The sequence below is a fragment of the Aliterella atlantica CENA595 genome, from assembly GCF_000952155.1.
GTDB lineage: Bacteria > Cyanobacteriota > Cyanobacteriia > Cyanobacteriales > Chroococcidiopsidaceae > Aliterella > Aliterella atlantica.
Genome location: NZ_JYON01000003.1, coordinates 231,852 through 256,828, shown reverse-complemented (window position 1 = coordinate 256,828; position 24,977 = coordinate 231,852). Strand labels below are relative to the sequence as shown.

Genomic DNA, 24,977 nt, shown 5'->3' with positions numbered 1-24,977 from the left:
TGGTAATTTTAAGCGCTGAAAAAATTATTTACAGCATTCTTCCTTAAAATAAACCTGCTTTAAATTAGCATTAATTTCCAGTCAACAATGACGGCAATTGTTGTATATATACAACTTTGGCGTTTCTACACCCAGCCATATTTATGCTCTTAATCTCACAACTACTTGCTGTAGAACCAGCAACAGACGTTCTTGGCAACGAACCAATTGTACCGTTTGCGATTTTGCTGGTCGTCATTCTAGTTGTACCTATTGTATTTGAGAAGCTAAAACTGCCAGGATTAGTTGGCTTGCTAGCTGCGGGAGTATTGCTTGGTACTAACGGCTTGAACGTACTGCAAAATGACCTGCCGACAATGGAATTACTGTCAGACATTGGGCTTGTTTACCTAATGTTTGTTTCAGGGCTAGAAGTTGATATGGAGCAGTTTCGCCGTACTAAAAATCGCTCTTTGGTATTTGGGACTTTTACATTTATCGTCCCCCTAATTATGGGAACGATAGTAGGGCGAGTTTTTGGTTTTGGCTGGAATGCATCAATATTAATCGGTTCGTTATTTGCATCTCATACTTTACTTGCTTACCCTATTGTCAGTCGCATAGGCGCAGTTGCTAACGAAGCGGTAGTTGTGACAATTGGCGCAACTATTTTTACAGACATTGGCGCTTTGTTAGTTTTAGCTGTTTGTGTGGCAATTAACGCAGGCGACTTTACCATAGTGCGCTTGATAACTTTGATCGGCTCGTTAGTCGTCTACTCTGCCATAGTTTTGTTTGGCTTTGATAGGGCGGGTAAAGAATTTTTCCGGCGTACTGGAGATGATGAAGGCAACCAGTTTTTGTTTGTATTACTAGCTGTCTTTCTCTCGGCTGTAGGCGCTCAATTAATCGGTGTAGAAAAAATTGTTGGTGCTTTTTTAGCGGGATTAGCAGTAAATGATGTAGTTGGTGAAGGACCTGTTAAAGAAAAAGTAGTATTTGTTGGTAACGTTCTATTTATTCCGATTTTCTTTGTAGACTTAGGCTTGCTGATAGATTTACCTGCTTTCGTCAAGAGCCTCAGCACTATTTGGCTAACTTTAGCGATCGTTGTCGGTCTAATTTCCAGTAAATTCATAGCAGCATTCCTAGCAAAACTCGTATATCGCTACAATTTGAACGAGCTTCTAGCAATGTGGTCTTTATCGATGCCACAAGTAGGGGCTACTCTAGCTGCTACATTAGTCGGTTACAGAGCAGGATTGCTAACTGAAGGTGTACTTAATAGCGTCATCGTCTTAATGCTAGTAACGGCAACTTTAGGACCATTAATTACCAGCCGCGTTGCAGCTAGTTTAGTTCCAGTCGCCGCAACTGACTTACAAACAGAGACGGCGGTGGTTGAAAATGACCCTTATAGGCAAGAAAATGGCAAGTTTACTGTCGTAGTCCCAGTTTACAATCCTCAAACAGAGCAATATCTAATAGAATTTGCCGCATTGCTAGCAAGGCAATCGTCAGGGAGAATTATCCCCTTAGCGATCGCTAAAGCATCAGTACACATGAATACGCCTCAAGTAGATACTGCTTATCAAAGAAGCTTGGAACTGTTAAATAATGCCGCTCAAATGAGTCGAGAACTAGGGGTAGAAGCAGAGCCATTATTGAGAATTGATGATGCGATCGCCCAAGGTATTACCCGCGCTAGCCGCGAACAAAATGCTAGCGTAATTGTTATGGGTTGGGGCAAACGCACCGGAATTAGATCGCGTTTATTCGGCAACGTCATTGATAGCATTTTATGGGCAACTCATTGTCCGGTAGCCGTATCGCGCCTATTGACTTCGCCCAAAGATATCCGCCGCATTTTGGTTCCGGTTGAGAACCTGACACAACGTGCAATTCAACCAGTTAAATTTGCCAGTATCTTAGCAGCAGCAAACGACGCGCAAATAACTGTATTGCACGTCTGCGAACGTCGCGCTAGCGAAAGTAAAAAAGCTTGGATGCGATCGCAACTATCTTTAATAGTTGGCAAATTAGGCTTACCTTATCCAATAGAAATTCAAGTTACACCCAACGACAATGTAGCTGGGGCGATCGCTATAGCCGCCAAAGACTACGATTTAGTTATCCTGCGTTCTATGCAGCGCCGCAACAGCGCAGGTGTTTTAGCGATTAGCGATCTCAATGCTCAATTATCTAATACTTTGACTTGCTCAATTGTCCTCCTTGGAGAACCCCAGCAAGATATCCCTGCGATCGCCCCCAACAAGCGCCAGTTAGTTCGCGTTAAAACAGTGACCAGTGACCAGTGACCAGTTAATCAGTTGCATTACTTAGTTGGGAAAAGGAGGGCAAAGAAAAACTTTCCCCCCTGCCTCCCCTGCACCCCCTGCTCTCTTCTCCCTAGCGTGCTTTTTTAGCGAATATTTGCTAGTTTGCTAGTTAATTTAGACAATGATTGTTTAGAAATATTTCATTATTACTTAAACAATTACCGACAATCTTCTTGGTAAGTTTGTCAAAAAGCGAAAGAACCTATGTTAAATATTGAGTTGCTCTACTCGCAGGAGTAAAGCACTTGGTTTGAGCAAAGGTGCGATCTCAACTCCAACTAAATGCAATTAACTAGCAAATTATGAGAATATTGGTTACAGGCGGTGCGGGCTTTATAGGTTCCCATCTGATCGATCGACTGATGGCAGAGGGACACGAAGTTTTATGTTTAGACAACTTTTATACAGGTCATAAGCGCAACATCCTTAAATGGTTAGACAATCCTTACTTTGAGTTAATCCGCCACGATATTACCGAACCAATCCGCTTAGAAGCAGACCAAATCTATCATTTAGCTTGCCCAGCTTCACCCATACATTACCAGTTCAACCCAGTTAAGACAGTCAAAACAAATGTCATGGGAACTTTAAATATGTTGGGGTTAGCAAAGAGGGTAAAAGCTCGGTTTCTGCTAGCCTCAACATCGGAAGTTTACGGCGATCCAGAAGTACATCCCCAAACTGAAGAATATCGAGGTAGCGTTAACCCCATTGGTATTCGTAGCTGTTATGACGAAGGTAAGCGGATTGCGGAAACTTTGGCATTTGATTATCACCGTCAAAACGATGTAGACATTCGCGTTGCTCGCATCTTTAACACCTACGGTCCGAGGATGCTAGAAAACGACGGGCGAGTAGTCAGCAATCTAATCGTGCAAGCCTTAAAGGGTATTCCATTAACTGTATATGGCGATGGTTCGCAGACGCGAAGTTTTTGCTATGTATCAGATTTAGTAGAAGGACTAATGCGCCTGATGAATGGCGACTATATTGGTCCGGTAAATTTGGGCAATCAAGATGAATATACAATTTCTCAGCTAGCTACAGAAGTTCAAAAGCTGATAAATCCTCATGCGGAAGTAAAGTATGAACCTTTGCCTCAAGACGATCCCCGCCGCCGCCGCCCAGATATTACCAAAGCAAGACAGTTGCTTGGTTGGGAGCCAAAAGTGCCGTTGCAAGAAGGATTGCAACTGACAGTAGCAGATTTTCAAAGTCGCATTCAATCAAGCGTGCAGCCATCACCCTTGTCTTAGCTGACATCAAAATATTTAGCGTTCTGACTCTACATGGTGCGATCGCTACCTAGTTTCACTACAAACAATTTAAGGATAAAAAAACTATGCGTGTTTGCGTTATTGGTACTGGCTACGTTGGTTTAGTCACTGGTGCTTGTCTAGCCCATATCGGTCATCATGTCATTTGCGTTGACAACAACGAAGAGAAAGTTAAACTCATGAAGTCTGGGCAATCGCCAATATTTGAGCCAGGATTGTCAGAGATTATGCAGTCAGCAAGTACAAGCGGACTATTAGAATTTACAACCGATTTGGGCGCGGGAGTCGCTCATGGGGAAGTTTTATTTATTGCTGTCGGTACGCCACCTTTGCCCACTGGCGAAAGCGATACGCGCTATGTAGAAGCAGTAGCGCGGGGAATTGGCGAAAACTTAGACGGCGGTTATAAAGTAATCGTTAATAAATCAACAGTGCCAATTGGTTCTGGTGACTGGGTGCGAATGATCGTTCAAAGTGGCATCGTCGAACGCCAAAAAACCTTAGTTGGCGCAGGAAATGTTAGCCCTGAAACAGCTTTAGAGCAGGTAGCAGGCTTTGATGTAGTCAGCAATCCAGAGTTTTTGCGCGAAGGTTCAGCCGTATATGATACATTTAATCCCGATCGCATTGTTTTAGGCAGCAACAACCCCAAAGCGATCGCCATCATGCAAGAATTATACGCGCCGATCGTCGAGCGTAAAGTAAAGAGCGATCGCTCTATGCCCCCCGTACCAGTGCTAGTTACTGACCTAAGTTCGGCAGAAATGATTAAATATGCCGCCAATGCATTTTTGGCAACAAAAATCAGCTTTATCAATGAAGTTGCCAATATTTGCGATCGTGTAGGTGCAGATGTCACTCAAGTAGCCCAAGGCATAGGCTTAGATTCCCGCATTGGCAACAAGTTCCTACAAGCAGGTATCGGCTGGGGTGGTTCTTGTTTCCCCAAAGATGTCTCGGCTTTGATTCATACGGCTGACGATTATGGCTATGAAGCGCATTTACTCAAAGCTTCAGTAAGCGTTAACCAACGCCAGCGCCTAATTGTGGTCGAAAAGCTGCAACAAGTGCTAAAAATCCTCAAAGGCAAAACTGTAGGTTTACTTGGACTGACATTTAAGCCAGATACCGACGATATGCGCGATGCACCAGCACTCAACTTAATCGAGCATCTCAATCGCTTAGGAGCCAAAGTCAAAGCCTACGATCCCATTGTTTCTCAATCGGGCTTGCGCGACGGAATTGCTGGTGTTTTGGTTGAAACTGACCTCGAACGCTTGGCAGATGGTTGCGATGCTTTGGTACTTGTTACCGACTGGCAACAATTTCGTACCTTAGATTACCAGCGCGTAGCAAGTTTAATGCACAACCCCGTATTAGTTGACGCTCGTAATTTCTTAGATCGCGAAGCCCTAATTGAAGCTGGATTTAGATACGTAGGCGTAGGTAGATAGGTTTTACAGTGACCAGTTACCAGTGACCAGGTAAAAGAGAAAGAGGAAAATACTCTTGTCTAAGGAGCCAATAACTTGACGATGAGATAGTTAATAGGTCAGACCATTGCCAGTAACTAGGTACTAATTCTTAACTGGTCACTGGTAACTGGTCACTGGTCACTGATTAATAGATGCCATTGCCAGTTTTCGTCTTGGCAGTAATAATCTCCATCCCACCAAGTGCAGGTTTGAAAATTTGATTCAACTTCGCTAGAAAGGCTTGGAGATTTGCTATTTAGTAAATTAACTACTTCCTGCAAACTTTCGGCTGCAGCTTGCTCTGTAAGTAAGTCTAGAGTTTCTTGTAATTCCTCAGCAACGAGATTAAAAGTTTTCATAGCGATCGCATCTACCAAAAAGAGTAAGTTGGGTATATATCTTCAATGCTTATAACTTGACTGTCGGCTGGGACAGCAATCTTTTAATTTAACTTAACTTTTATAGCGATCGTTAGCTGAAAAACTTAGGACTTGAATAGTTGCATAGTCCAACACTTACGTCCTACACCTTTAATCAGTAGGGTGAACTGTAGATTTCTTCACATCGAGCATTGGGCTATTGCTTTAAGCAAAACTCCAACTTTTTTTCTCCAATCAACTTATCAATGCCCAAGGAGGGCATTGTATTTTTTTGCAGAGATAGGCAATGTTTTAATTAGTAACTTGGTCTAAATAGGGACAAGCGCAAATAGTGCGGAAGGACTTTGTAAGTAGTAGCTCAAATTATTGCAGTCACTAGGGCGCTCTTACTTTTATTTACAAGTCATCTGGTGCATTGCCTTGGTTGACCATAGGTACTTTTGTGTAAACAAGTCAACGACAAAAGCGACACGGAAATATTAGCAGTGAGGAACAAGATAATGCTCGGACGGCTAAAAGAATTGCTTGTAGGTTTTGCTCTTGTACCATTTTTGATTCAACCTGTATTTGCTCATACTGTTTGGTTTGAATACAAAGATGGAGAATATCAGTTAGTATTTGGTCATCCTGAAGAAGGAAGCGAACCTTACGATCCAACTAAATTCAGAGGAGTTACAGCCTATGATATCAACAAACAATTAGTACCTGTGAAGATTGACCAGCAAGAAGATCCTGTAACAATCGCTCCCGATGGAGAGTTTGCTGCCTTAACAGCTTTTCTAGATAACGGCTTTTACGTGCAAAAGTCTGAAGATAACTTTGAAGAAGTTTCACAAGCTGAGGCACAAATCTATAATCCAGATTACGAAGTTGGTCATTATGTCAAGTCTACTAAGGCACTTTATGATTGGTCAGAGCCACTTTCACAACCATTTGGTTTGCCGCTAGAGATTATGCCCCTGCAAAATCCTTCAGGATTGACGGCAGGGGAGACACTGCCGATTCAAGTTCTCTATCAAGGTAACTTAGTTAAAGATGTGCTGGTGGAATATGAAGGAAAAACTTTAGCACTGGACGAAAACGGCATAGCCTCAGTCCTAGTTGGAGAAGGAGGATTGCAACCAATTGAAGCTAGTTATGCCAGTGCTTTAAATAACGACCTTGCAGCAGATACAATTGAGCACGCTACTACTTTAACTGCTAACCCAGTTCCCGAACCTTCTACATTACTGGGTCTAAGCGCTTTTGGTTTATTAACATTTTTGCGTAAAGGCAAGCTAAAAAGAAAAGACTAATGTAATAAATAAGTTGGCGATTGTCTCAAATGTTTGCTAGTAGTTATACACTTCATCTATTAAATTAGATGGAGTATTTTTATGGAAAATGATTTTGTCGGTCAAGGCGACGTATAGCACGACAAACGAGTAGATTACGAGCCGCTTAGAATATTTTTGGTCAATATAGTTCGTATTTAAGTAACGTACAAGCTAAAGAGCCGTTATACACGGGAATGCGGCGAGCGGCTTTGAGTCCTATTTTCTTCGCCAATTCTTTATTACCAGTTAGCACAAAAGCTGTCCAACCTTTAAAGCGTTGTTTGCAAATATCGCCGATAGCTTTGTACAGCGCTGCTAATTCTTTGACATCTCCTAAACGTTCGCCGTAGGGAGGATTGAGCATCAGCACTCCGCAATCTGCTGGTGCTTCAATTTGGGCTAACTCAGCTTGAGTAAACTTAATTTGATGGGCAATGCCACAACGCTCTGCGTTGCTTTGTGCTTGCTCTATAATATCGGGATCGCGATCGCTTCCCCAAATTAGTGCTTGAGGTGCAGATAATTTACTATTTTGGGCGGCTGTAACTATTTGCTGCCATAATTGGGGGTCAAAATCGGCAAAGCTTTCAAAGCCAAACTTCTGCCTGAGCAAACCTGGCGCAATATTCATTGCTTTCAAACCAGCTTCCAAAGGCAAAGTCCCAGAACCACATAAAGGATCTACAAAAGGCAAACTAGCGTTCCATTGTGCCATGTCTAGCAGCGCTGCGGCAAGAGTTTCTTTTAATGGTGCTGCACCCATAGCTTGACGATAACCACGCCGATGCAAGCTCGTTCCAGAACTATCTAAGCTGACAGTACACTTGTCTTGATGAATATGAACGTTGACCGTGATATCTGGATTTTGCACGTCAACGCTAGACCTTTGCCCGAATTTAGCCCGTTGTTGGTCTACGATCGCATTTTTAACTTGCAGCGCCGTAAAGTGAGTATGATTGAGCTTTTTGTTGCCCCCAGTGCTAGTTACAGCTAACGTGTGTTCTGGATTTAAATACTCGTGCCAATCTATTTTTTGAATTTCTCGATAAAGAATCTCAGCATTAGGACAATGAAATTCTCCAATTGGTACTAATACGCGAAAAATTGTCCTTGCCCACAGATTTACTTTATATAGCAAAGCGCGATCGCCAGCAAAATGCACTCCCGTAAAGTCAGGGCGGACTTCTTTAGCCCCCAAACTTTCTAATTCTTGGGCTGCAATTGGTTCTAATCCACGGGCAACCGTAGCAAAGTAACTAAAATTCAAGCCTATTTCTACTCCCCGCGCCAAGCCGCAAAGCGACAATTGATAATTAATACCCTACGCCTAAAGTCGGTGGCTTGAAACAGGATGCTATGCATTTTTACTTTCTCCATTAATAAATTAAGGAGCAGAAAACCTCAATGAATTATTAATTTCCTCCATAATTACGAATTACGAATTACGAATTATTAGGGATGCGATCGATTTGAGCATAACCGCTGAAAATTAATTGCTTTCCTTGGGTTTCCAAACGGTTGATTCGCATTGTCACGCCGTCAAGGTCGAAACGGTCGAGATCTACCATATTATTTAATATCTCAGTAAAAGCTACTGCCAGCGATCGCGATATTTCTGCTTGCGCTGCTGCTACAGTGTCAGTCTCAAACTGTGGATTATTAAACGTGACGCGCCGCCGCCTTTCTACTGCTAGAGTTGCCGTCATCACAATCGGTACTAATTCCTCAGCGTTCAAATCCGCTTTTGCCAAAATCCGCACTTGATTATGAGGCAAAATTTCCACCTTTACCTCGCTAAAGGAAACTGGCTCGCCAGCCGATAATTCCGTCAAACTAGGTACGGTCAGGTTGAGCAAGCGTTTTTTGACCAATTCTGCTGTAAAAGCCCGATTAATCCCGTCTTCGGTCAATTTTACTTCTGCAACAGCTTGAGTAGGTTGCTTGAGAGTAAGTTTGCCGCCTAATACCGAGCTAAAGTCAATAGCTACAGCATCCGTCTCAAAAGACATTTCCTCTACCCAAAAGTCTTTGCGGATAGTCAAGCCTTTACCGCTCATTTTGAAGTTGTCTATACTGCCCTGTAATAGCTTGCTAGAAGGATAGCAACGTACAGAGACTTCTACTGATTCGCTTTGCGTGAACAGATGGCGAATCGTTTTGCTAGCAACAGTATTGAGCATTCGTTCGCCCCAATCTGTGCCAGTAGGAGTGGTGAAACCAGTTAGTCCGCCGAACATCTTGTTTTTACGCCGAATAGAAGTTCTCTATACTTTTGTAACAAAATGTGAACAATACAGCAAGCGATTTTCTATAAGCGGTTCTGAACATCGGTATAAGGCGGTAGGGACACAGCGCCACCGCGCCCATAAAAATGTATTTGATATAACACTGCTACGTCTAGAGATACAGTCTAGCAGCAAATTTTATTTATATTTGAATTTCATTAACATTAAATAAAAGATATCTATTAAATTTGCCATTAATAGCCATCAAATTATAACCTTCAAAATTAGTATTTATATCGATTTGACCTAAAAGTTTATATATTAAACTTTTAGATAGATTTTGTTAGATTTGATATATTCTTTAAAGGTTAAAAATATGTCAGGATCGCTATTTGACGACGCGAAACAAAGACTAGAACAAGCATTAAAATATGTTTCAATATCTGAAGATGCAATAGAACATTTAAAATATCCTAAAGCTAGCTTAACAGTTTCAATTTCGCTACGCATGGATGACGGTTCGCTGCGAATTTTTCAAGGTTATCGCGTGCGCTACGACGATACAAGAGGACCAACCAAAGGTGGAGTTCGCTTTCATCCCAACGTTTCCTTAGAAGAAGTACAATCTTTAGCCTTTTGGATGACATTCAAATGTGCAGTATTGAATTTGCCTTTTGGCGGTGCTAAAGGTGGGATTACAATTAACCCTAAAGAATTATCAAAGATGGAATTAGAGCGTCTAAGTAGAGCATACATAGACGCGATCGCTGATTTCATCGGACCTGATATAGATATTCCTGCTCCCGATGTCTATACCAATTCGATGATTATGGGTTGGATGATGGATCAATACAGTATTATTCATAGGCAAATTACTCCCGCCGTTGTTACTGGAAAACCACTATCTAGAGGCGGTAGCTTAGGAAGAGATACAGCTACAGCAACAGGGGCATTTTATACAATTGAAACCATCATGCCCAAATTTCAAGCCAAACCCCAAGATACCACAGTTGCAGTTCAAGGCTTTGGCAATGCAGGTGCAGAAATAGCCGAATTACTATGCAAAACTGGCTATAAAGTAGTAGCAGTTAGCGATTCTCAAGGTGCTATTTATGCCAAAAAGGGCTTGGATATTCCTAGTATTCGCAAGTATAAAGAAGCCCATCGCGGGATGAAAGCAATCTACTGTCAAGGAACAGTTTGTAATATAGTTGAACATGAAGTTTTGAGTAATGGAGAACTATTAAATTTAGATGTAGATATTTTGATCCCCGCTGCTTTAGAAAATCAAATCACTGCGGCAAATGCTAATAATATTAAAGCAAAATTTATTTTTGAAGTTGCCAACGGACCAATTAGTTCGGCGGCAGATAAAATTCTTGATGCTAAAGGAATTTATGTCGTTCCCGATATCTTAGTCAATGCGGGCGGCGTAACCGTTAGTTATTTCGAGTGGGTGCAAAACCGCAGTGGGCTTTATTGGACGATAGAAGAAGTTAACCAGCGACTCAAGCAAAAAATGGTTGAGGAGACAAAGCAAATTTGGCAAATTGCCCAGGAGCAAGCTATTTCTCTACGTACCGCCGCTTACGTACATGGGTTAAATCGCTTGGGCGAAGCCATCGACGGTAAAGGCACAAGAGATTATTACATCAATGGCTAGACATCGGCGATCGCTCTTAGCAAATATTCGGGGCGATCGCTTTATTCTCTACAACGTTTCGCTCGATCTTACAACCTGCGCTTGAACGATTAATTACTATTTATCTTTTTACTACTTAAGTTATAAATACTTTGTAACTTAAGTATGATTTTTTACTTGTGTAATTCAACTCGCGCGTTAAGACTAAAACCTTTGCCTGGCAAGTATTCCAGCCATAAACAATTTTTTGAAATACTTAAGTATGTATGCTATTGACTGTTAACTTCAACACCGTCTAAAAATAAATTATTTAGAATTTAAGTAAGACAAAGTTCAGTGATTTTACTGAGATAAATTAAAGTAGTGCGATCGCTTCACTGCTCAAAACTCTCAGTCAAACTATGCAACTAAGTCAGCAATCACACTTCTATAACCAAATTCAAAGATGCCTTCAGCTTTTCGGTACTCAGTTATTCCGGCGCTTTCTAAAGTCACTTTAGTAACATTGCTTGCTTGTGCTACCCTAGCTCAAGCTTTTAGCCCTGTATTTGCTCAAAATCCAGGTGCAGATGATAGCTCCCAACCGCGTGTTGGCGACGATAATCCCAAAGGCGACGACGATAATCAACCGCGTGTGGGCGACGATAATCCTAAAGGCGACGACGATAATCAACCGCGTGTGGGCGACGATAATCCCAAAGGCGACGACGATAATCAACCGCGTGTGGGCGACGATAATCCCAAAGGTGACGATGATAATTGCCTAACTGATGATTGCGATCGCCAAAATCGTAGTGACTTCAACGACGATAGTAAATCGGACATCCTGTGGCGTAAAGACGACGGCACATTATCTGTTTGGTTTATGAACGGTACTACTTTAACTAGCAGCAGCTATCTTAATCCGCAAAAAGCAGACCCCAAATGGCAAGTAGTTGGTACAGGAGACTTTAATAGCGATCGCCAAACCGACATTCTTTGGCAACACAAAGATGGCGACTTAGTAACTTGGCTGATGAACGGTACTACTTTAACTAGAAGCATTTCACTTAGCCCTAAAGTAACCGATAAGAAGTGGCAAGTAGTTGGTACAGGAGACTTCAATAGCGATCGCCAAACCGACATTCTTTGGCAACATCAAGATGGCTACTTGTCTGTTTGGTATATGAATGGTACTACTTTGAGTAACAGTAAAATGCTTAATCCTAAATTGGATGACAAAAAGTGGCGCGTAGCTGGTACGGGAGACTTCAATAGCGATCGCAAACCTGATATTCTTTGGCAACACCAAGACGGCTACTTGTCTGTTTGGTTTATGGATGGCACTAATTTAATTAGTAGTAGCTGGCTCAATCCCAAGCAAGTCGCAGACAAAAAATGGCAAGTTGTGGGTACGGGAGACTTCAATAGCGATCGCCAAACCGATATTCTCTGGCGCAAAGATGATGGTTACTTATCTATTTGGTTGATGAACGGAACTAACTTAGTTAGCAGTACATCTCCAAGTATCGATCATGTTAGCGATACTACTTGGAAAGTTGTCAGTTCTCGATAAGACAACTTATTTATATAATTTTGTAGCAAGGTGACGTTGTTATACGTCACCTTTTTTCAGTTAGAAACAGCGATCGCTTTTGCATTAGCGTCTAAGAAATGCTGTTGTTGCATCAACTTATAAAGATTGATATCTGCCTCTACTAAGCAGGCATGACCGCTATAAGGCAGAATTACCATGTTGGCATTAGGTAAATTCTTTACTAAATATCTAGCTTCCGCTATAGAAGGTAATAACCGATCGAGGGCGCTAGCAATGAGCAAGACTGGTTGAGTAATTTGACGTAACTGCCGATCGTCAACATCAAATTCTCTAATTAGAGACAACCGCCACAAAACAGTTTCAGGCGGTACAGAACGCATAGTCTTGAGTATATCTTGGCGATCGCTTCGAGGTGTCCGTCCCAAAGAAACTAAAAAGGGTAATAATCCCAAAGCGCCAATTTCAAACAAGCAAGATGGGACTAGATAAACTAACTGAGATGCCCAATCTAACCAGGGGCGACGATGTAACGCGGAAGCTGGATTGACAAGCACAACTCTTTGAAATAATTCAGGCGCTTTTAAGGCAATTTTTATTGCCAGCGCCCCGCCAAAAGATTCACCACACAAATAAACAGAGCGACGAGAGTTTTTATCTAACTCTGCTGCAATTAAGTCTATTACTTGCTTTGTTAGAACATCCCAGCTAGTTCTTTCTTCTGGTGGCAACATCAAACAACGTACGTCAAAAGCTGCTTCTAAACCAGTAGTTTGCGATCGCAATAATTGTCCCGTTCCATCCATTCCTGGCAAAAATACAAACAGTGGGTACTCTGGCTGCAAGCGTTTAGGCGTTAAAAAACATGGATGACTTTGAACTTGTGGCATTTTTAAATTAAATTATTAAAAATTGATATGGCTTAATACTTCCAAGTTATCAGGCTTTGCGAGCAGTCATACAGGAAGTTAACCAAATGTTGGATCTATGTTGCCCTCCTTGCAGCTAAAATCGCTACTTTAATAACAGCCTTGACGTAAGAGTTCGGCAATTTCAGTTTGGCAATGCCCTGTAATATCAGCTACAACTGCTTTTGCTTGTTTGCCTTGATATTGTTGCCGCTCTTTGGCTGTAATGCGATAAGGACAACCGATTAAAACTCCTACTCGATGATAAATAACTAATGGATGCCAGCCATTTTGGTTAAATAAAGGTTCAGAAGGGTCAAATAAGCTCAACAACCGTAAGGGTACAGCAGAGCTATTCGCTTCTGCTAAAGATGCGATCGCCACAGGCAAAATTGCTAAATCTTCTACAGGTTTGACTGTGGCGCTACCAGCATCAGCACGTAAGGCAAGATGAGCAAAGCCTCTTTGAAATTCTCCTAAAGAATTTGGCTCTGTAAAATCTACCATTGGCTTTGTGCCTTCAGGAAATACCCCCACTGCTTGATTTGTTTGCAGCAGTTTCAAAGCCTGTTGAAAAAAGCCTTGCTGGCGATTTTCTGGCGCTTCTAAAGGAAAACAGCCTAATTGTCCTGTGACAATCTCCCGCATTACTGGCACTTGTCCCATGTAATGATGACACGCAAACCGAATCGGACGTTTTACAGATGCCATCAATACTGGTGCGTCCATAAAGCTGCGATGATTGCTAACTACCAGCACAGGACCATTATGAGGAATGCGATCTTCAAAGTAGCGGAATATTTTCGTTCCCGTAGCAGCTAAAAAGGCATGAGAAATTTGGAGAGAATTGTTGGCACTGTTCATGCGTTGCAGACATTAATTTAAAGTAGTTACAAGGCTGTGAGCATGGGTAGTTGCCCGTTTTAGTCTTATTGCTCAAAAATAAATAGCTTTGAGTTGTCCTAATTATTTAACTTTTACATTTTTTTACTAGATAAAGGTAGTGTCTTAAGGTATAAATGTCTCAGTTGCTTTGTATGTAAGGGCTAATAGCTTACTTAACAACCTAGATACTTTGCATACCCATACAAATATTAACAAACTTACATATTTGTAGCTTGCGATATATGATATAGAAAAGTTTTTATTCAATTTTAAAATTAATGGATTTATCTAGTCAGCAAGAAACCTTTGCTGTAACGACACCGCTTTATTACGTAAACGACTTACCGCATATAGGTAGCGCTTATACAACGATCGCTGCGGACATCATAACTCGGTTTGAGCGGATGCGCGGTAAGGCTGTACTATCAATTACAGGTACAGACGAACACGGGCAGAAAATTGAACGCGCAGCCCAAAGCAAACAAAAGTCGCCGCAAGTTTACAGCGATGAGGTTTCCGCCGCGTTTGTAGCTTTGTGGGAAAAATTAGATATTCAGTACGATAGATTTAGTCGAACGACAGCAGCAAATCATCATGCGATCGTCAAAGAATTTTTCCAGCGCGTTTGGGACAAAGGAGACATCTACAAAAGTCAGCAAAAAGGCTGGTACTGCGTCTCTTGCGAAGAATTTAAAGAAGAACGAGAGCTTTTAAAAGGGCATTTTTGCAGCATTCATACCAACAAGCAAACAGAATGGCGAGATGAAGAAAATTACTTCTTTCGCCTATCCAACTACCAAAGCAAACTCGAAGCCTTATATCAAGCGCAACCAAACTTTATTCAACCCCAAACTCGCTGCAATGAAGTGTTAAACTTTGTCGCTCAAGGTTTGCAAGACTTTTCTATTTCCAGGGTGAATTTAGATTGGGGTTTCCCAGTACCAAGCGATCCCAGCCATACACTGTATGTATGGTTTGATGCCTTGCTAGGCTACGTCACAGCCTTACTCGATCCAGGTGCAGAACCAACTTTAGCAAATGCTTTAGCTAAATGGTGGCCCATAAATTTGCATTTAATTGGCAAAGATATTTTACGCTTTCATGCCATATATTGGCCCGCAATGCTGATGTCAGCCGAATTGCCGTTACCGAAAGTAGTATTTGGACATGGTTTTTTGACCAAAGATAATCAAAAAATGGGTAAGAGTTTGGGCAATACCCTCGATCCCGTAGCTCTGATCGATCGCTATGGTGCAGATGCCGTTCGCTACTACTTCATGAAAGAGATTGAATTTGGTAAAGACGGCGACTTCAACGAAACCCGTTTTATCGATACACTCAATGCTGATTTAGCCAACGATTTGGGCAATTTACTCAATCGTACTTTAAAAATGGCACTAAAGTACGGCTATACCAACATCCCCAACTTGACTTGCGAAACTATAGCTGACGATAATCCTTTGAAAATTGCTGGTGTTATTTTAGGAGAAAAAGTTGCAGTGGCTTATGAAAGCCTCTGCTTTAGTCAAGCTTGTGAGATAATATTGAATTTAGCAAGAACTGGCAACAAATATATTGACGATGCTGCACCTTGGACTTTGTACAAACAAGGCAAGCAGCAGGAAGTCGAAGAAGTATTATATGCTGTTCTAGAATCAGTTAGACTGGCAGCATATTTGTTGTCGCCAGTCGTGCCTAACATTGCCAACAAAATATACAAGCAACTAGGCTTACCAGCAGACTTTCACAATAAAAATCAAATTTCAACTGAACTAGCGTTTGCAACTCACGCAAATTGGGGAATACTAAGCGGGGAAAATAAGTTAGGCGAACCTCAACCCGTATTTCAACGTCTAGAGGCTCGTTAAGTATGTGCGTATAAGCTGGTACTTACAAATTTAACTTACCCCTATCATTGGGCTAACTTATGGTAGGTTACACTACCTAGCAAGACAAATAACATCTTTAAACATACCAATTTCTTTTTTGATAAAGCTTCAAGGACTAAAAAATGTTAAATAATTTTGAAAAAAATACCATATTCACGCCCGAACAAGTGCTGGAAAATAGAGGAAGAGTAGCCATTTTTATTGATGGCTCGAATTTATTTTATGCAGCCCTGCAACTAGGCATAGAAATTGACTACACGAAGTTGCTGTGTAGGCTAACAGCAGGTTCAAGGTTGCTGCGGTCGTTTTTTTATACAGGCGTAGATCGCACCAATGAAAAACAACAAGGTTTTCTGCTCTGGATGCGTCGCAATGGCTATCGAGTAATTGCTAAAGATTTGGTACAGCTACCTGATGGCTCAAAAAAAGCCAACTTGGACGTAGAAATTGCTGTAGATATGATGGCATTAGTAGATTCTTACGATACAGCAGTATTAGTTAGTGGCGATGGCGATTTGGCTTATGCTGTCAACGCTGTTAGCTATCATGGCGTGCGCGTAGAAGTAGTTAGCCTTAGAGCAATGACTAGCGATAGTTTAATTAACGTGAGCGATCGCTATATCGACTTAGAAACTATTAAAGAGGATATTCAAAAAACATCTCGCCCCAGCTATGCCTATCGTCCTTTGTCTAGCTTAGGACTAATGGAACAGCCCGACGATGGTACTTTGGACATCATTAATTCAGCAGAAGATTAGAACAAAGATACTACTGCTCAAACATCCAGCTTGCAGCCAAAAAAGCGAAGATAGAAATATGAATATCTTCGCTTTTTCATTGGCAAAAAATTACCCTGCGATCGCAATTACCCTAATAGGAGCGATCGCTATATCAGGTTGCAGCGGGCAAAATCGCTCAGTGCAAGAAGTCTCGCAAAATAGTTCGCCCCAGCCTAAAAGTCAAAACGACCTATCGTTTAACAATATCACCCTCGAACAAGCAGACGAACAAGGAAGACCACTTTGGAGCGTTAAAGGCAAGCAAGCAACTTATAGTAGAGAGCAAAAAGTTGCCCAAGTGCAAAACCCTTCAGGAGAGCTATTTCAAGATGGCAAAGTAGTTTATAAAGTTTCAGCCCAACAAGGCGAAGTAAGGCAAGATGGCAAAAGTTTATTCCTAAAAGGGCAAATTGTAGCTACAGACCCGATAAATGGCGTAGTATTGCGCGGAAACGAAGTAGAATGGCGACCCCAAGAAGATTTATTACTTGTACGCGATCGCATTACTGGCAAATACCGTCAAGTGCAAGCAGTAGCCCAAGAAGCACGAGTATCTAGCCGCACAGCAAAAATTGAATTGCTAGGAAAAGTGATAGCTCAAGCAACCGATCCCGCCTTGCAAATGCGTACAGAACATTTAACCTGGTACGTAAAACAGCAAAAACTGATTGGCAATCGCGCTATTGAAATCGACCGTTACCAAGGTAAAACAATTAGCGATCGCGCTACAGCAAATGGCGCTGAAGTAAATTTAAATACGAAAATAGCCACCCTCCAGCCCCAAGCGCAACTGATATCTAGCCAGCCGCCCCTACAAGTAAATAGTAATTCTCTTAGTTGGAACTTAAATGCGGAAACCGTAATAACCAACCAGCCTATAAAAGTAGTACATCGCCAGCAGCAAGTCACCTTAAACGCCAAGCAAGGGCGCATGGATTTGAACAAAGAAATTGTTTATCTAACTGGTAACGTTAATGCGGTCGGGCAGCGAGGTCAAAAGCTCAATGCTCAAAAGCTCACCTGGTTCGTACCAACTCAGTTAGTAGAGGCAACTGGCAATGTAGTTTACAACCAAATAGATCCACCAGCTAGCTTTACAGGGCAAAAAGCTGTAGGCAAATTGCAAGAGCAAAATGTTGTCGTTAGTGGCGGAACAGTAGTCACAAAAATTGTTCCTTAACATTTTTATTTAGCATTTCTAGCAGCTTCCCGCAGCCGTTCCACGTCACGCATCGGTGGTACGCCAAAGAGCCGCTTGTACTCTCGGTTGAAGTGCGAAGCGTCATCGTAACCCACTTGGTAAGCTGCACTGGTCGCGTCAAGTTTTTCCCCCAGCATCAGACGACGAGCCTCTTGGAGCCGCAGTTGCTTCTGAAACTGTAAAGGACTCATTGCCGTGACAGATTTAAAGTGATGGTGGAAGCCTGAGACACTCATGCCAAGTTCGCGGGCGATGGTTTCAATCCGCAGGGGTTGATTAAAGTCTTTCCGCAGCCAAGCGATCGCTCTAGCAATGTGGTGAGTGTAGCCACCCAAAACGGCAATCTGCCGCAGCCGATCTCCTTGCGCTCCTATCAGGAGTCGGTAAATAATCTCCCGCTTAATCAAGGGTGCGAGAACATAAGCTTCAGTAGGAGCATCAAGCAGCCTGACGAGCCGCACCACAGCATCTAATAGATTTGCATCCAACGGACTAACATCGATCGCTTTGACATCCGCACGACTGCGCGATGCGGAATGCCCTGCCTCGACCATCACTGAGCCAACAAGGATAGGGTCGAGGTCAAGGCGCAAGCTTAGATACGGTCGCTCCCAAGACGCTTCCAGAATTTGGCTAACAATCGGCAATTCGACCGTCGCTAGCAGATAATTCATCGGGTCGTACTGATAGCGATCGTTGCCCAAAAGAACTTCTTTGCTACCTTGAGCAATTACACAAAAGGCAGGGATAGAGAGACTATGACAAGCTTCCACTGGCGAGGAGGAGCGGTTGAAGTGCAATCCTTTTAACGGCTCAATTCTCCCATCCTGACGAATTGTCTGCCAGATGCGCTCGACAAGTTCGCCTCGGTTGGCTTGCGCTCTTTCTGCCTCACGCTGCGATAGCGAAGCGGTGCTGCAAGCAGATCGCACATCAGACTGGCTCAGTTTGACAGCATTCATATCTTAAGTTTGCAGGATTGTACAACAATTTTAGACGATCGTTATATGACTTGTCCTTGAGAATTCTTAGTATAAAGCTACGCCCATAAAAAATGATGTCAGCTTATTATCAGCAGCCTAGATTTTTATGCAAGCGCAAACTCAGTGTAGATCGGTCAAGTGTCTCGCCTTCTGACACCCAACATGTTATCAAGGCTAACCTTGCCACTTAAAAAAATCCATCCCTACAGATAGAGCAGGCGATCGCGCCCAATCTCTAAAACTGGGATAGCGATCGAACTGGCATCCAGTTAAGGAATGAAGAAAATAGACATCAAACGCAGTGTTTCGCAGCCTTCCGCCAAAGGACCAGCAGATTATTTTATGGGCATTTGCATTGACCGTTTATTCAGGACACGCGAGCCAGCCCGCATATCTGCCGCTAGTGTCACGTTAAAAGTAAATTAATAGGAGCATCAATTTATGTACAAAGCGAAAGCTTACTCTGCTGCCAGTGCAACCTCTCCGCTTGCTGCCGATGCGATCGAGCGGCGCGATCTGACCGAAAACGATATCCAGATCGAAATTCTCTTCTGCGGCATCTGTCACTCTGATCTTCATTCGGTGCGGGACGAGTGGGGTGGCGCAGTTTACCCGATTGTCCCTGGTCATGAGATCGTGGGACGTATTACTAAAGTCGGTTCAGCCGTCACCCAATTTAAGCCTGGCGATCTTGCAGGAGTCGGCTGCATGGTGGATTCCGACGGCTCTTGCCCTCAATGTAAAGCAGGGCTTGAGCAGTTCTGCCCAAATATGATCCAAACCTACAACTCGCCGGACAAACATCTTGGGGGTGTTACCTATGGCGGCTACTCAGATAGCATAGTTGTCGATCGACGCTTTGTGCTGCGCGTTCCTCCCAATCTCGATTTAGCGGGAGTCGCACCGCTGCTGTGTGCTGGCATCACAACCTACTCGCCTTTGCGCCATCATGGCGTGACCAAGGGCAAAAAAGTGGGCGTGGTCGGTCTGGGCGGACTGGGACACATGGGCGTGAAGCTTGCTCATGCGATGGGAGCGCACGTTGTGGTCTTTACTACGTCCCCCGACAAGAAAGAAGATGCGCTGCGTTTGGGTGCAGATGAAGTGGTGGTGTCCCGCAACTCGGATGAGATGCAGAAACACGCAGGGAGCTTTGACTTTATCCTCGATACCGTCTCCGCCACTCACGACATTAATGCCTATCTCAATCTGCTTCAAGTTGGTGGCAACATTACTCTAGTTGGCGCACCTCCCAAGCCTCTGGAAATTTCGGCATTCAGTCTAATTATGGGTCGCCACAATCTCTCTGGCTCGATGATCGGTGGCATCGCCGAAACTCAGGAAATGCTCGACTTTTGCGCCGAACACAACATCACCGCCGATGTCGAAGTTATTCCCATTCAGAAGGTGAACGAAGCTTACGATCGCTTGCTCAAATCTGATGTGAAGTACCGCTTCTCGATCGATATGTCATCGCTCAAATCCGAATAACTAAGAGGTCACGATGCAAACGCGCAAACTGGGAAAATTAGAAGTTTCAGCGATTGGACTGGGCTGTATGGGATTCAGTCATGGCTACGGTGCTACGCCCGATCGCCAACAGTCGCTCGACCTGATTCGTTACGCTTTTGAACTCGGTTGCACTCACTTCGACACAGCCGAAGGCTACGGCGCAGGTGACAACGAAGTATTAGTAGGCGAAGCACTCAGAGGAGTGCGCGATCGGGTCGTTATCGCCACCAAGTTATTGATCGAAGAAAGTTCAGTCACTAATCCCGCCGACACGCAGATCCGCGCTCATTTGGAAGCCTCACTCAAAAGGCTTGGAATAGACCATGTCGATCTGTATTACCAACACCGTATTAGTCCCAACATTCCGGTTGAAGAGATTGCAGAAAGTATGGGTAAGCTGATCTGTGAAGGCAAGATTCGTGGCTGGGGACAATCTCAAGCAACCGCTGAACAAATCCGCCGCGCCCATGCCGTCACTCCTCTAACTGCGGTGCAAAGTGAATACTCAATGATGGAGCGTATGGTTGAACGCGAAGTCATTCCAGCGTGCAAAGAACTTGGCATCGGGTTCGTACCCTTTTCCCCGCTCGCCAGCGGCTTTCTTGCGGGTAGAGTACGCGCCGAAGATCGCTACCAAGGCGACGATGTGAGACGCGTAATTACTCGATTCGACAAAGCGAACATCGCTGCTAACCAGCCACTGGTGGATCTGCTGCATCGCTTTGCTGACGAAAAGCACGTCACTCCAGCCCAAATCTCGCTCGCCTGGATGCTGGCAAAGGAGGACTTTATTGCTCCCATTCCTGGCTCCCGAAAGCGCGATCGCATTGAAGAAAATCTTGGTGCGGCAGATGTGGAACTGACTGCTAGCGAACTGGAACAAATCGAAACGGAACTGGCAAAGATAGACATTTACGGAAACCGGACTGATGAGGATATCGCGAAACTGTATCGCTAAAAGACACTTGACATGGCACAACGAGAACTATTGAATCCCCTGAAAAATATGTCCGTGAAAACCTGAGCGTAAACAAACAAAACTCCTAATCGCGAAGATACACAAGACCTAATCCAGTATCTATTTTTACAAAAAGTCACAATGCAAAAACGCAAACTTGGAAACAGCAACTTAGAAGTCTCGGCGATCGGACTGGGATGCATGGGAATGAGCTTTTCCTATGGTCCGCCTAAAGACACGCAGGAAATGAGCGCTCTGCTTCGGGCTGCGGTCGATCGCGGTATCACGTTCTTTGATACGGCTGAGGTTTATGGTCCGTTCCTGAATGAAGAACTGGTGGGCGAAGCGCTTGCTCCTTTTCGTGGGCAAGTCGCGATCGCAACTAAATTCGGGTTTGACCTGAATCCGAATTCCGATCCTCGTGGGATGACGGGTTCGCCCGCACTCAATAGCCGACCAGAACACATCAAGCAGGCGGTGGAAGGCTCACTCAAGCGACTCAGAGTCGAAACAATCGACCTGCTTTATCAGCACCGAGTCGATCCGAACGTAGCGATCGAAGATGTAGCAGGAGCAGTAAAGGAACTGATTGAAGCAGGCAAGGTGAAGCACTTTGGACTGTCTGAAGCTGGAGCGCAAACAATCCGTCGCGCCCATGCTGTTCAGCCTGTGACAGCACTCCAGAGCGAATACTCGCTGTGGTGGCGAAAACCCGAAGCGGAGATCGTACCGACCCTTGAGGAACTTGGAATCGGTTTTGTCCCGTACAGTCCGCTCGGTAAAGGATTTCTTACAGGCGCGATCGATACCACTACAACCTTCGATAGTTCCGACTTCCGCAGCACCCTACCTCGCTTCACGTCAGAAGCACTTAAGGCAAATCAAGCTTTAATCGATTTACTGAGTACGATCGCCCAACGCAAGCAGGCGACCTCGGCTCAGATCGCGCTCTCCTGGTTGCTTGCTCAGAAACCTTGGATTGTTCCGATTCCAGGTACGACAAAGCTGCATCGCTTAGAGGAGAACATCGGAGCAGTCTGTGTCGAACTCACACCTGACGATCTGCGAGACATCAATGAAGCTGCCGCTAAGATTACAGTTCAAGGAGCGAGATACCCCGAAAAGCTAGAACAAATGACGGGTCGTTGAACGGCAAAAACATGGGTTGTTCGGCTCCGATCTCTAGCTCTCCCTGAGCAAGTTAGCGCGATCGCCGTTTAGAGGATCGCCCAGTCAATCACCTCCCCCGAAACGATCGCAATGCTCAGGGAGCAAGTCCTCCTTCCAAAAATAACGCATTGCCTATGGGGGTGGTGGAATGTCAACAGAGGAAAAATATGAAATATATCACAACGTTCTTATCGCTTTTTCTACTTGCTACAACGGGCATATTTGCTAGCCAATCCCAAGTCGCCGCAACAAATAGCGGGAAGCAAACTATTTCTCGATCTATTTCTCGATCTCCCCAGAAAGGTTCTACCGAATTCTTTACAGGCAATGTTCGGATTGACCCGCTATTTTCCCCAACCGTTGTTGTATTTCAAACGACGGTTTATTCGATTGTGCTTCGGTTCTTATCCCGAACTCGCGTTACTTTAAATGTTCAGTAAAAAACGCTGCCAACCTATCAAATGGAATTAACTCCACTTTGTCATATAAATCGACGTGACCCGCATTTGGAATGACATACAATTCTTTGGGTTCGGCTGCACGTTTGTGGGCATCCTCACTAAACTCTCTTGAGTGAGCTTTGTCACCCGTGATGAACAGCATAGGACGAGGGGAAATTGTTTCTATGTCATTAAATGGATAAAAATTCATGAACTTAGCGTTACTGCTTAGTGTTGGGTGCGTTGTAAGTTCCGGCGATCCTCCTCTTGGCGTGTATTCACCTCTCGGTGTACGGTAGAACTCATAAAACTCACGCTGGATGGGGTCTGTGTTTTCATCTAACTTGTGTACAGTCCCACTCGTGTATTTAGTTTCACCACCGCTAAACTCCACATAGCGTTGCTCGGCAGCTTTCGCTATAGTCTTCTTTCTCTGCTCAAGTGTTTGCGAATGGTTAAGTGCATTCCGGCTGGCTGCTCCCATATCGTACATACTGACAGTTGCGATCGCTTTCATTCGCGGGTCAATCTTAGCGGCACTGATAACAAAGCTTCCACTACCACAAACTCCAATGATTCCAATTCGATTTCTGTCCACAAAGGGACGAGTGCCAAGAAAGTCAACTGCCGCACTGAAATCTTCAGCATAAATATCGGGTGCAACCGCGTTGCGTGGTTCGCCCTCACTCTCACCCCAGAAAGACAAGTCAAGCGATAGAGCTACAAACCCTCGTTCAGCCATGTTTGCCGCATACACGTTGGCACTTTGTTCTTTTACAGCCCCCATAGGATGCCCGACAACGATCGCTGAATGTTTTTTACTGCGATCTAAATTCTTGGGAATAAATAGATGTCCCGCAACATTCATTTTGTATTGGTTTTTAAAAGTAACCTTGTACATCGCAACGTTGTCGCTTACCTCAAAAGTTGTGTATTCCTTTGGTGTTACTTGTTCCATTTCTGCCGTTTGTTTTGATAGTTCTTTTTGTGCTGTTTGTGTATAAGCCTGTCCGCCGAGCGTCAGGGTCATCATTGCTAAAATGAATATATATTTCATCTTCATAGTATTTATTGTGTCCGTGTATTTATTGTTTTATTTTGCGAATGCAATCATTGATGCTAATGATTGCATTCGGTGCCAAGAATCTATTGCTAACAACAGCTTTTTAAATCCCTATACTGTTTGTCCGCCGTCAACGACCATAATCTGACCGACAGCAAAGGATGCCGCGTCCGAACACTGCCAGAGGACGGCGTTGGCGATCTCCTCCGGCTTACCCATCCTGCCAATCGGCTCCTGCGCGATGACTTTCTGGCGACCTTCTTCGGTGCCACCGGTGACGCGTTCCATCATCGGGGTGTCGGTGATGCCAGGGCACACCGCGTTGATGCGGATGTTCTGCGTGGCGTATTCCAGCGCCGCCGACCGCGTCAGCCCGACTACGCCATGCTTCGAGGCGACGTAGGCGGCTCCTGGAAAGCCTTTGACCCCTGCACCTGACGCGATGTTGACAATCGCGCCGCCCTGCTTGAGAATGAGCGGGATTTCGTACTTCATGCATAGAAATACGCCGCGCAGGTTGGTGTCTACGATGCGATCCCACTCGTCTTCCGCGACATCAGCCAGCAACTCCGGTCCGTGATCGATACCAGCGTTGTTGCAGGCGTAATCTAGTCGTCCATACGTCTCGATCGTTTGATCGAGGGCTGCTTTGACCTCTTCTGCCCGTCGCACGTCACACTTGATGGCGATCGCTTCTCCGCCTTCCTGCTTGATACGATTTAGCCCCGCTTCAAGGTGTCGATCGGACGAACCAACAATCGCTACACTGGCACCTTCTTTTGCAAATGCGATCGCGGTAGCAGTTCCAATTCCTGTTCCACCACCAGTGACAAAGGCAACCTTGTCTTTAAATAATTTATTTTCTTTCGTTTCCATCATCTTTAGATCCTCTGCTGTATAAGTTCAATTATGCGGGCGTGAAAATGGATAGCGTGAGGACGGTCATCGAAAAAAACCGGACAATTCTCCAAAAAATTGCCGTGCAACGTGCTGAACAGAAACAAAACGTTTAAGGTAAATTT

At 44.0% G+C, this 24,977-nt stretch carries 20 protein-coding genes and 1 pseudogene; 13 read left to right on the top strand and 8 right to left on the bottom strand.

The annotated features are described in order from the left end of the window. Positions 1–143: 143 nt before the first annotated feature. The 3 genes from UH38_RS05095 to UH38_RS05085 all read left to right on the top strand — a co-directional run bounded on the left by UH38_RS05095 (position 144) and on the right by UH38_RS05085 (position 5,049). A complete protein-coding gene (locus tag UH38_RS05095; protein ID WP_045053530.1) occupies positions 144–2,297 on the top strand; it encodes a cation:proton antiporter domain-containing protein in 2,154 nt (717 codons plus the stop codon). 323 nt (positions 2,298–2,620) lie between these two features. Continuing rightward, positions 2,621–3,574 carry a UDP-glucuronic acid decarboxylase family protein gene (locus tag UH38_RS05090; RefSeq protein ID WP_045053529.1) on the top strand — a complete coding sequence of 318 codons (954 nt, stop codon included), beginning with the start codon at positions 2,621–2,623 and terminating at the stop codon, positions 3,572–3,574. An 86-nt stretch (positions 3,575–3,660) separates the two neighbouring features. Continuing rightward, entirely contained in the window at positions 3,661–5,049 is a 1,389-nt protein-coding gene (locus UH38_RS05085) for a UDP-glucose dehydrogenase family protein (RefSeq protein ID WP_045053528.1), read from the top strand. A 152-nt stretch (positions 5,050–5,201) separates the two neighbouring features. Here the strand turns inward: UH38_RS05085 and UH38_RS05080 are convergent, their stop codons facing one another. Then, positions 5,202–5,429 carry a hypothetical protein gene (locus UH38_RS05080; RefSeq protein ID WP_045053527.1) on the bottom strand — a complete coding sequence of 76 codons (228 nt, stop codon included), beginning with the start codon at positions 5,427–5,429 and terminating at the stop codon, positions 5,202–5,204. Between the two features lie 506 nt (positions 5,430–5,935). On the opposite strand from UH38_RS05080, the gene UH38_RS05075 reads away from it, so the two are divergent. Next, positions 5,936–6,745, top strand: a complete 810-nt coding sequence (locus UH38_RS05075; protein WP_200892291.1) for a DUF4198 domain-containing protein — start codon at positions 5,936–5,938, stop codon at positions 6,743–6,745. Positions 6,746–6,905: 160 nt separating this feature from the next. On the opposite strand, the gene UH38_RS05070 is transcribed toward UH38_RS05075, so the two are convergent. Then, the gene (locus UH38_RS05070) at positions 6,906–8,033 is read right to left on the bottom strand and encodes a THUMP domain-containing class I SAM-dependent RNA methyltransferase (RefSeq protein ID WP_045053596.1); all 1,128 of its coding nucleotides are present in this window, start codon (positions 8,031–8,033) and stop codon (positions 6,906–6,908) included. Positions 8,034–8,208: 175 nt separating this feature from the next. Beyond that, on the bottom strand, positions 8,209–9,003 hold the full coding sequence (locus UH38_RS05065) for an LmeA family phospholipid-binding protein (protein WP_045053525.1): 795 nt from the start codon (positions 9,001–9,003) through the stop codon (positions 8,209–8,211). A 364-nt stretch (positions 9,004–9,367) separates the two neighbouring features. Between UH38_RS05065 and UH38_RS05060 the strand changes: the two genes are divergently transcribed. Beyond that, positions 9,368–10,654, top strand: a complete 1,287-nt coding sequence (locus UH38_RS05060) for a Glu/Leu/Phe/Val family dehydrogenase (protein WP_045053524.1) — start codon at positions 9,368–9,370, stop codon at positions 10,652–10,654. 424 nt (positions 10,655–11,078) lie between these two features. Beyond that, positions 11,079–12,188: an FG-GAP-like repeat-containing protein gene (locus tag UH38_RS05055; protein WP_045053523.1), complete on the top strand. Its 1,110-nt coding sequence runs from the start codon at positions 11,079–11,081 to the stop codon at positions 12,186–12,188. Positions 12,189–12,244: 56 nt separating this feature from the next. On the opposite strand, the gene UH38_RS05050 is transcribed toward UH38_RS05055, so the two are convergent. Together UH38_RS05050 and UH38_RS05045 are read right to left on the bottom strand one after the other, a co-directional pair. Next, the gene (locus tag UH38_RS05050; RefSeq protein WP_045053522.1) at positions 12,245–13,057 is read right to left on the bottom strand and encodes an alpha/beta fold hydrolase; all 813 of its coding nucleotides are present in this window, start codon (positions 13,055–13,057) and stop codon (positions 12,245–12,247) included. A gap of 129 nt (positions 13,058–13,186) precedes the next feature. Further along, entirely contained in the window at positions 13,187–13,939 is a 753-nt protein-coding gene (locus UH38_RS05045) for a lysophospholipid acyltransferase family protein (RefSeq protein WP_045053521.1), read from the bottom strand. A 299-nt stretch (positions 13,940–14,238) separates the two neighbouring features. Between UH38_RS05045 and metG the strand changes: the two genes are divergently transcribed. The 3 genes from metG to lptC all read left to right on the top strand — a co-directional run bounded on the left by metG (position 14,239) and on the right by lptC (position 17,808). Beyond that, the gene (gene metG / locus UH38_RS05040; protein WP_045053520.1) at positions 14,239–15,828 is read left to right on the top strand and encodes a methionine--tRNA ligase; all 1,590 of its coding nucleotides are present in this window, start codon (positions 14,239–14,241) and stop codon (positions 15,826–15,828) included. 143 nt (positions 15,829–15,971) lie between these two features. Next, positions 15,972–16,607, top strand: coding sequence for a LabA-like NYN domain-containing protein (locus UH38_RS05035; protein ID WP_045053519.1), 636 nt, complete (start codon positions 15,972–15,974; stop codon positions 16,605–16,607). Then, entirely contained in the window at positions 16,570–17,808 is a 1,239-nt protein-coding gene (lptC, locus tag UH38_RS05030; RefSeq protein ID WP_235355080.1) for an LPS export ABC transporter periplasmic protein LptC, read from the top strand. Before UH38_RS05035 ends, lptC begins: the two co-directional genes overlap by 38 nt. Before the next feature lie 5 nt (positions 17,809–17,813). Here lptC and UH38_RS05025 read toward each other — a convergent pair whose 3' ends face one another. Beyond that, the gene (locus UH38_RS05025; RefSeq protein ID WP_045053518.1) at positions 17,814–18,791 is read right to left on the bottom strand and encodes an AraC family transcriptional regulator; all 978 of its coding nucleotides are present in this window, start codon (positions 18,789–18,791) and stop codon (positions 17,814–17,816) included. A 306-nt stretch (positions 18,792–19,097) separates the two neighbouring features. Here UH38_RS05025 and UH38_RS28075 point away from each other — a divergent pair. The 4 genes and pseudogenes from UH38_RS28075 to UH38_RS05010 all read left to right on the top strand — a co-directional run. Further along, positions 19,098–19,229, top strand: a pseudogene (locus UH38_RS28075) ((R)-mandelonitrile lyase); the annotation flags it as partial. 24 nt (positions 19,230–19,253) lie between these two features. After that, positions 19,254–20,303, top strand: a complete 1,050-nt coding sequence (locus UH38_RS05020) for an NAD(P)-dependent alcohol dehydrogenase (protein WP_045053517.1) — start codon at positions 19,254–19,256, stop codon at positions 20,301–20,303. A gap of 13 nt (positions 20,304–20,316) precedes the next feature. Continuing rightward, entirely contained in the window at positions 20,317–21,282 is a 966-nt protein-coding gene (locus tag UH38_RS05015) for an aldo/keto reductase (protein WP_045053516.1), read from the top strand. A gap of 141 nt (positions 21,283–21,423) precedes the next feature. Then, entirely contained in the window at positions 21,424–22,431 is a 1,008-nt protein-coding gene (locus tag UH38_RS05010; RefSeq protein WP_045053515.1) for an aldo/keto reductase, read from the top strand. 441 nt (positions 22,432–22,872) lie between these two features. On the opposite strand, the gene UH38_RS05000 is transcribed toward UH38_RS05010, so the two are convergent. Together UH38_RS05000 and UH38_RS04995 are read right to left on the bottom strand one after the other, a co-directional pair. Next, the gene (locus UH38_RS05000) at positions 22,873–23,850 is read right to left on the bottom strand and encodes an alpha/beta hydrolase (protein WP_045053593.1); all 978 of its coding nucleotides are present in this window, start codon (positions 23,848–23,850) and stop codon (positions 22,873–22,875) included. 216 nt (positions 23,851–24,066) lie between these two features. Next, positions 24,067–24,831 (bottom strand): glucose 1-dehydrogenase, encoded by a 765-nt coding sequence (locus UH38_RS04995; RefSeq protein WP_045053592.1) that lies wholly within the window; start codon positions 24,829–24,831, stop codon positions 24,067–24,069. Between the last annotated feature and the right edge of the window lie 146 nt (positions 24,832–24,977).

Coding starts and splice junctions, on each gene's coding strand:
- UH38_RS05095 (WP_045053530.1), top strand. CDS start 144: ATGCTCTTAATCTCACAACTACTTGCTGTAGAACCAGCAACAGACGTT.
- UH38_RS05090 (WP_045053529.1), top strand. CDS start 2,621: ATGAGAATATTGGTTACAGGCGGTGCGGGCTTTATAGGTTCCCATCTG.
- UH38_RS05085 (WP_045053528.1), top strand. CDS start 3,661: ATGCGTGTTTGCGTTATTGGTACTGGCTACGTTGGTTTAGTCACTGGT.
- UH38_RS05080 (WP_045053527.1), bottom strand. CDS start 5,429: ATGAAAACTTTTAATCTCGTTGCTGAGGAATTACAAGAAACTCTAGAC.
- UH38_RS05065 (WP_045053525.1), bottom strand. CDS start 9,003: ATGTTCGGCGGACTAACTGGTTTCACCACTCCTACTGGCACAGATTGG.
- UH38_RS05060 (WP_045053524.1), top strand. CDS start 9,368: ATGTCAGGATCGCTATTTGACGACGCGAAACAAAGACTAGAACAAGCA.
- UH38_RS05055 (WP_045053523.1), top strand. CDS start 11,079: ATGCCTTCAGCTTTTCGGTACTCAGTTATTCCGGCGCTTTCTAAAGTC.
- UH38_RS05050 (WP_045053522.1), bottom strand. CDS start 13,057: ATGCCACAAGTTCAAAGTCATCCATGTTTTTTAACGCCTAAACGCTTG.
- UH38_RS05045 (WP_045053521.1), bottom strand. CDS start 13,939: ATGAACAGTGCCAACAATTCTCTCCAAATTTCTCATGCCTTTTTAGCT.
- metG (WP_045053520.1), top strand. CDS start 14,239: ATGGATTTATCTAGTCAGCAAGAAACCTTTGCTGTAACGACACCGCTT.
- UH38_RS05035 (WP_045053519.1), top strand. CDS start 15,972: ATGTTAAATAATTTTGAAAAAAATACCATATTCACGCCCGAACAAGTG.
- lptC (WP_235355080.1), top strand. CDS start 16,570: ATGGTACTTTGGACATCATTAATTCAGCAGAAGATTAGAACAAAGATA.
- UH38_RS05025 (WP_045053518.1), bottom strand. CDS start 18,791: ATGAATGCTGTCAAACTGAGCCAGTCTGATGTGCGATCTGCTTGCAGC.
- UH38_RS05020 (WP_045053517.1), top strand. CDS start 19,254: ATGTACAAAGCGAAAGCTTACTCTGCTGCCAGTGCAACCTCTCCGCTT.
- UH38_RS05015 (WP_045053516.1), top strand. CDS start 20,317: ATGCAAACGCGCAAACTGGGAAAATTAGAAGTTTCAGCGATTGGACTG.
- UH38_RS05010 (WP_045053515.1), top strand. CDS start 21,424: ATGCAAAAACGCAAACTTGGAAACAGCAACTTAGAAGTCTCGGCGATC.
- UH38_RS05000 (WP_045053593.1), bottom strand. CDS start 23,850: ATGGAACAAGTAACACCAAAGGAATACACAACTTTTGAGGTAAGCGAC.
- UH38_RS04995 (WP_045053592.1), bottom strand. CDS start 24,831: ATGGAAACGAAAGAAAATAAATTATTTAAAGACAAGGTTGCCTTTGTC.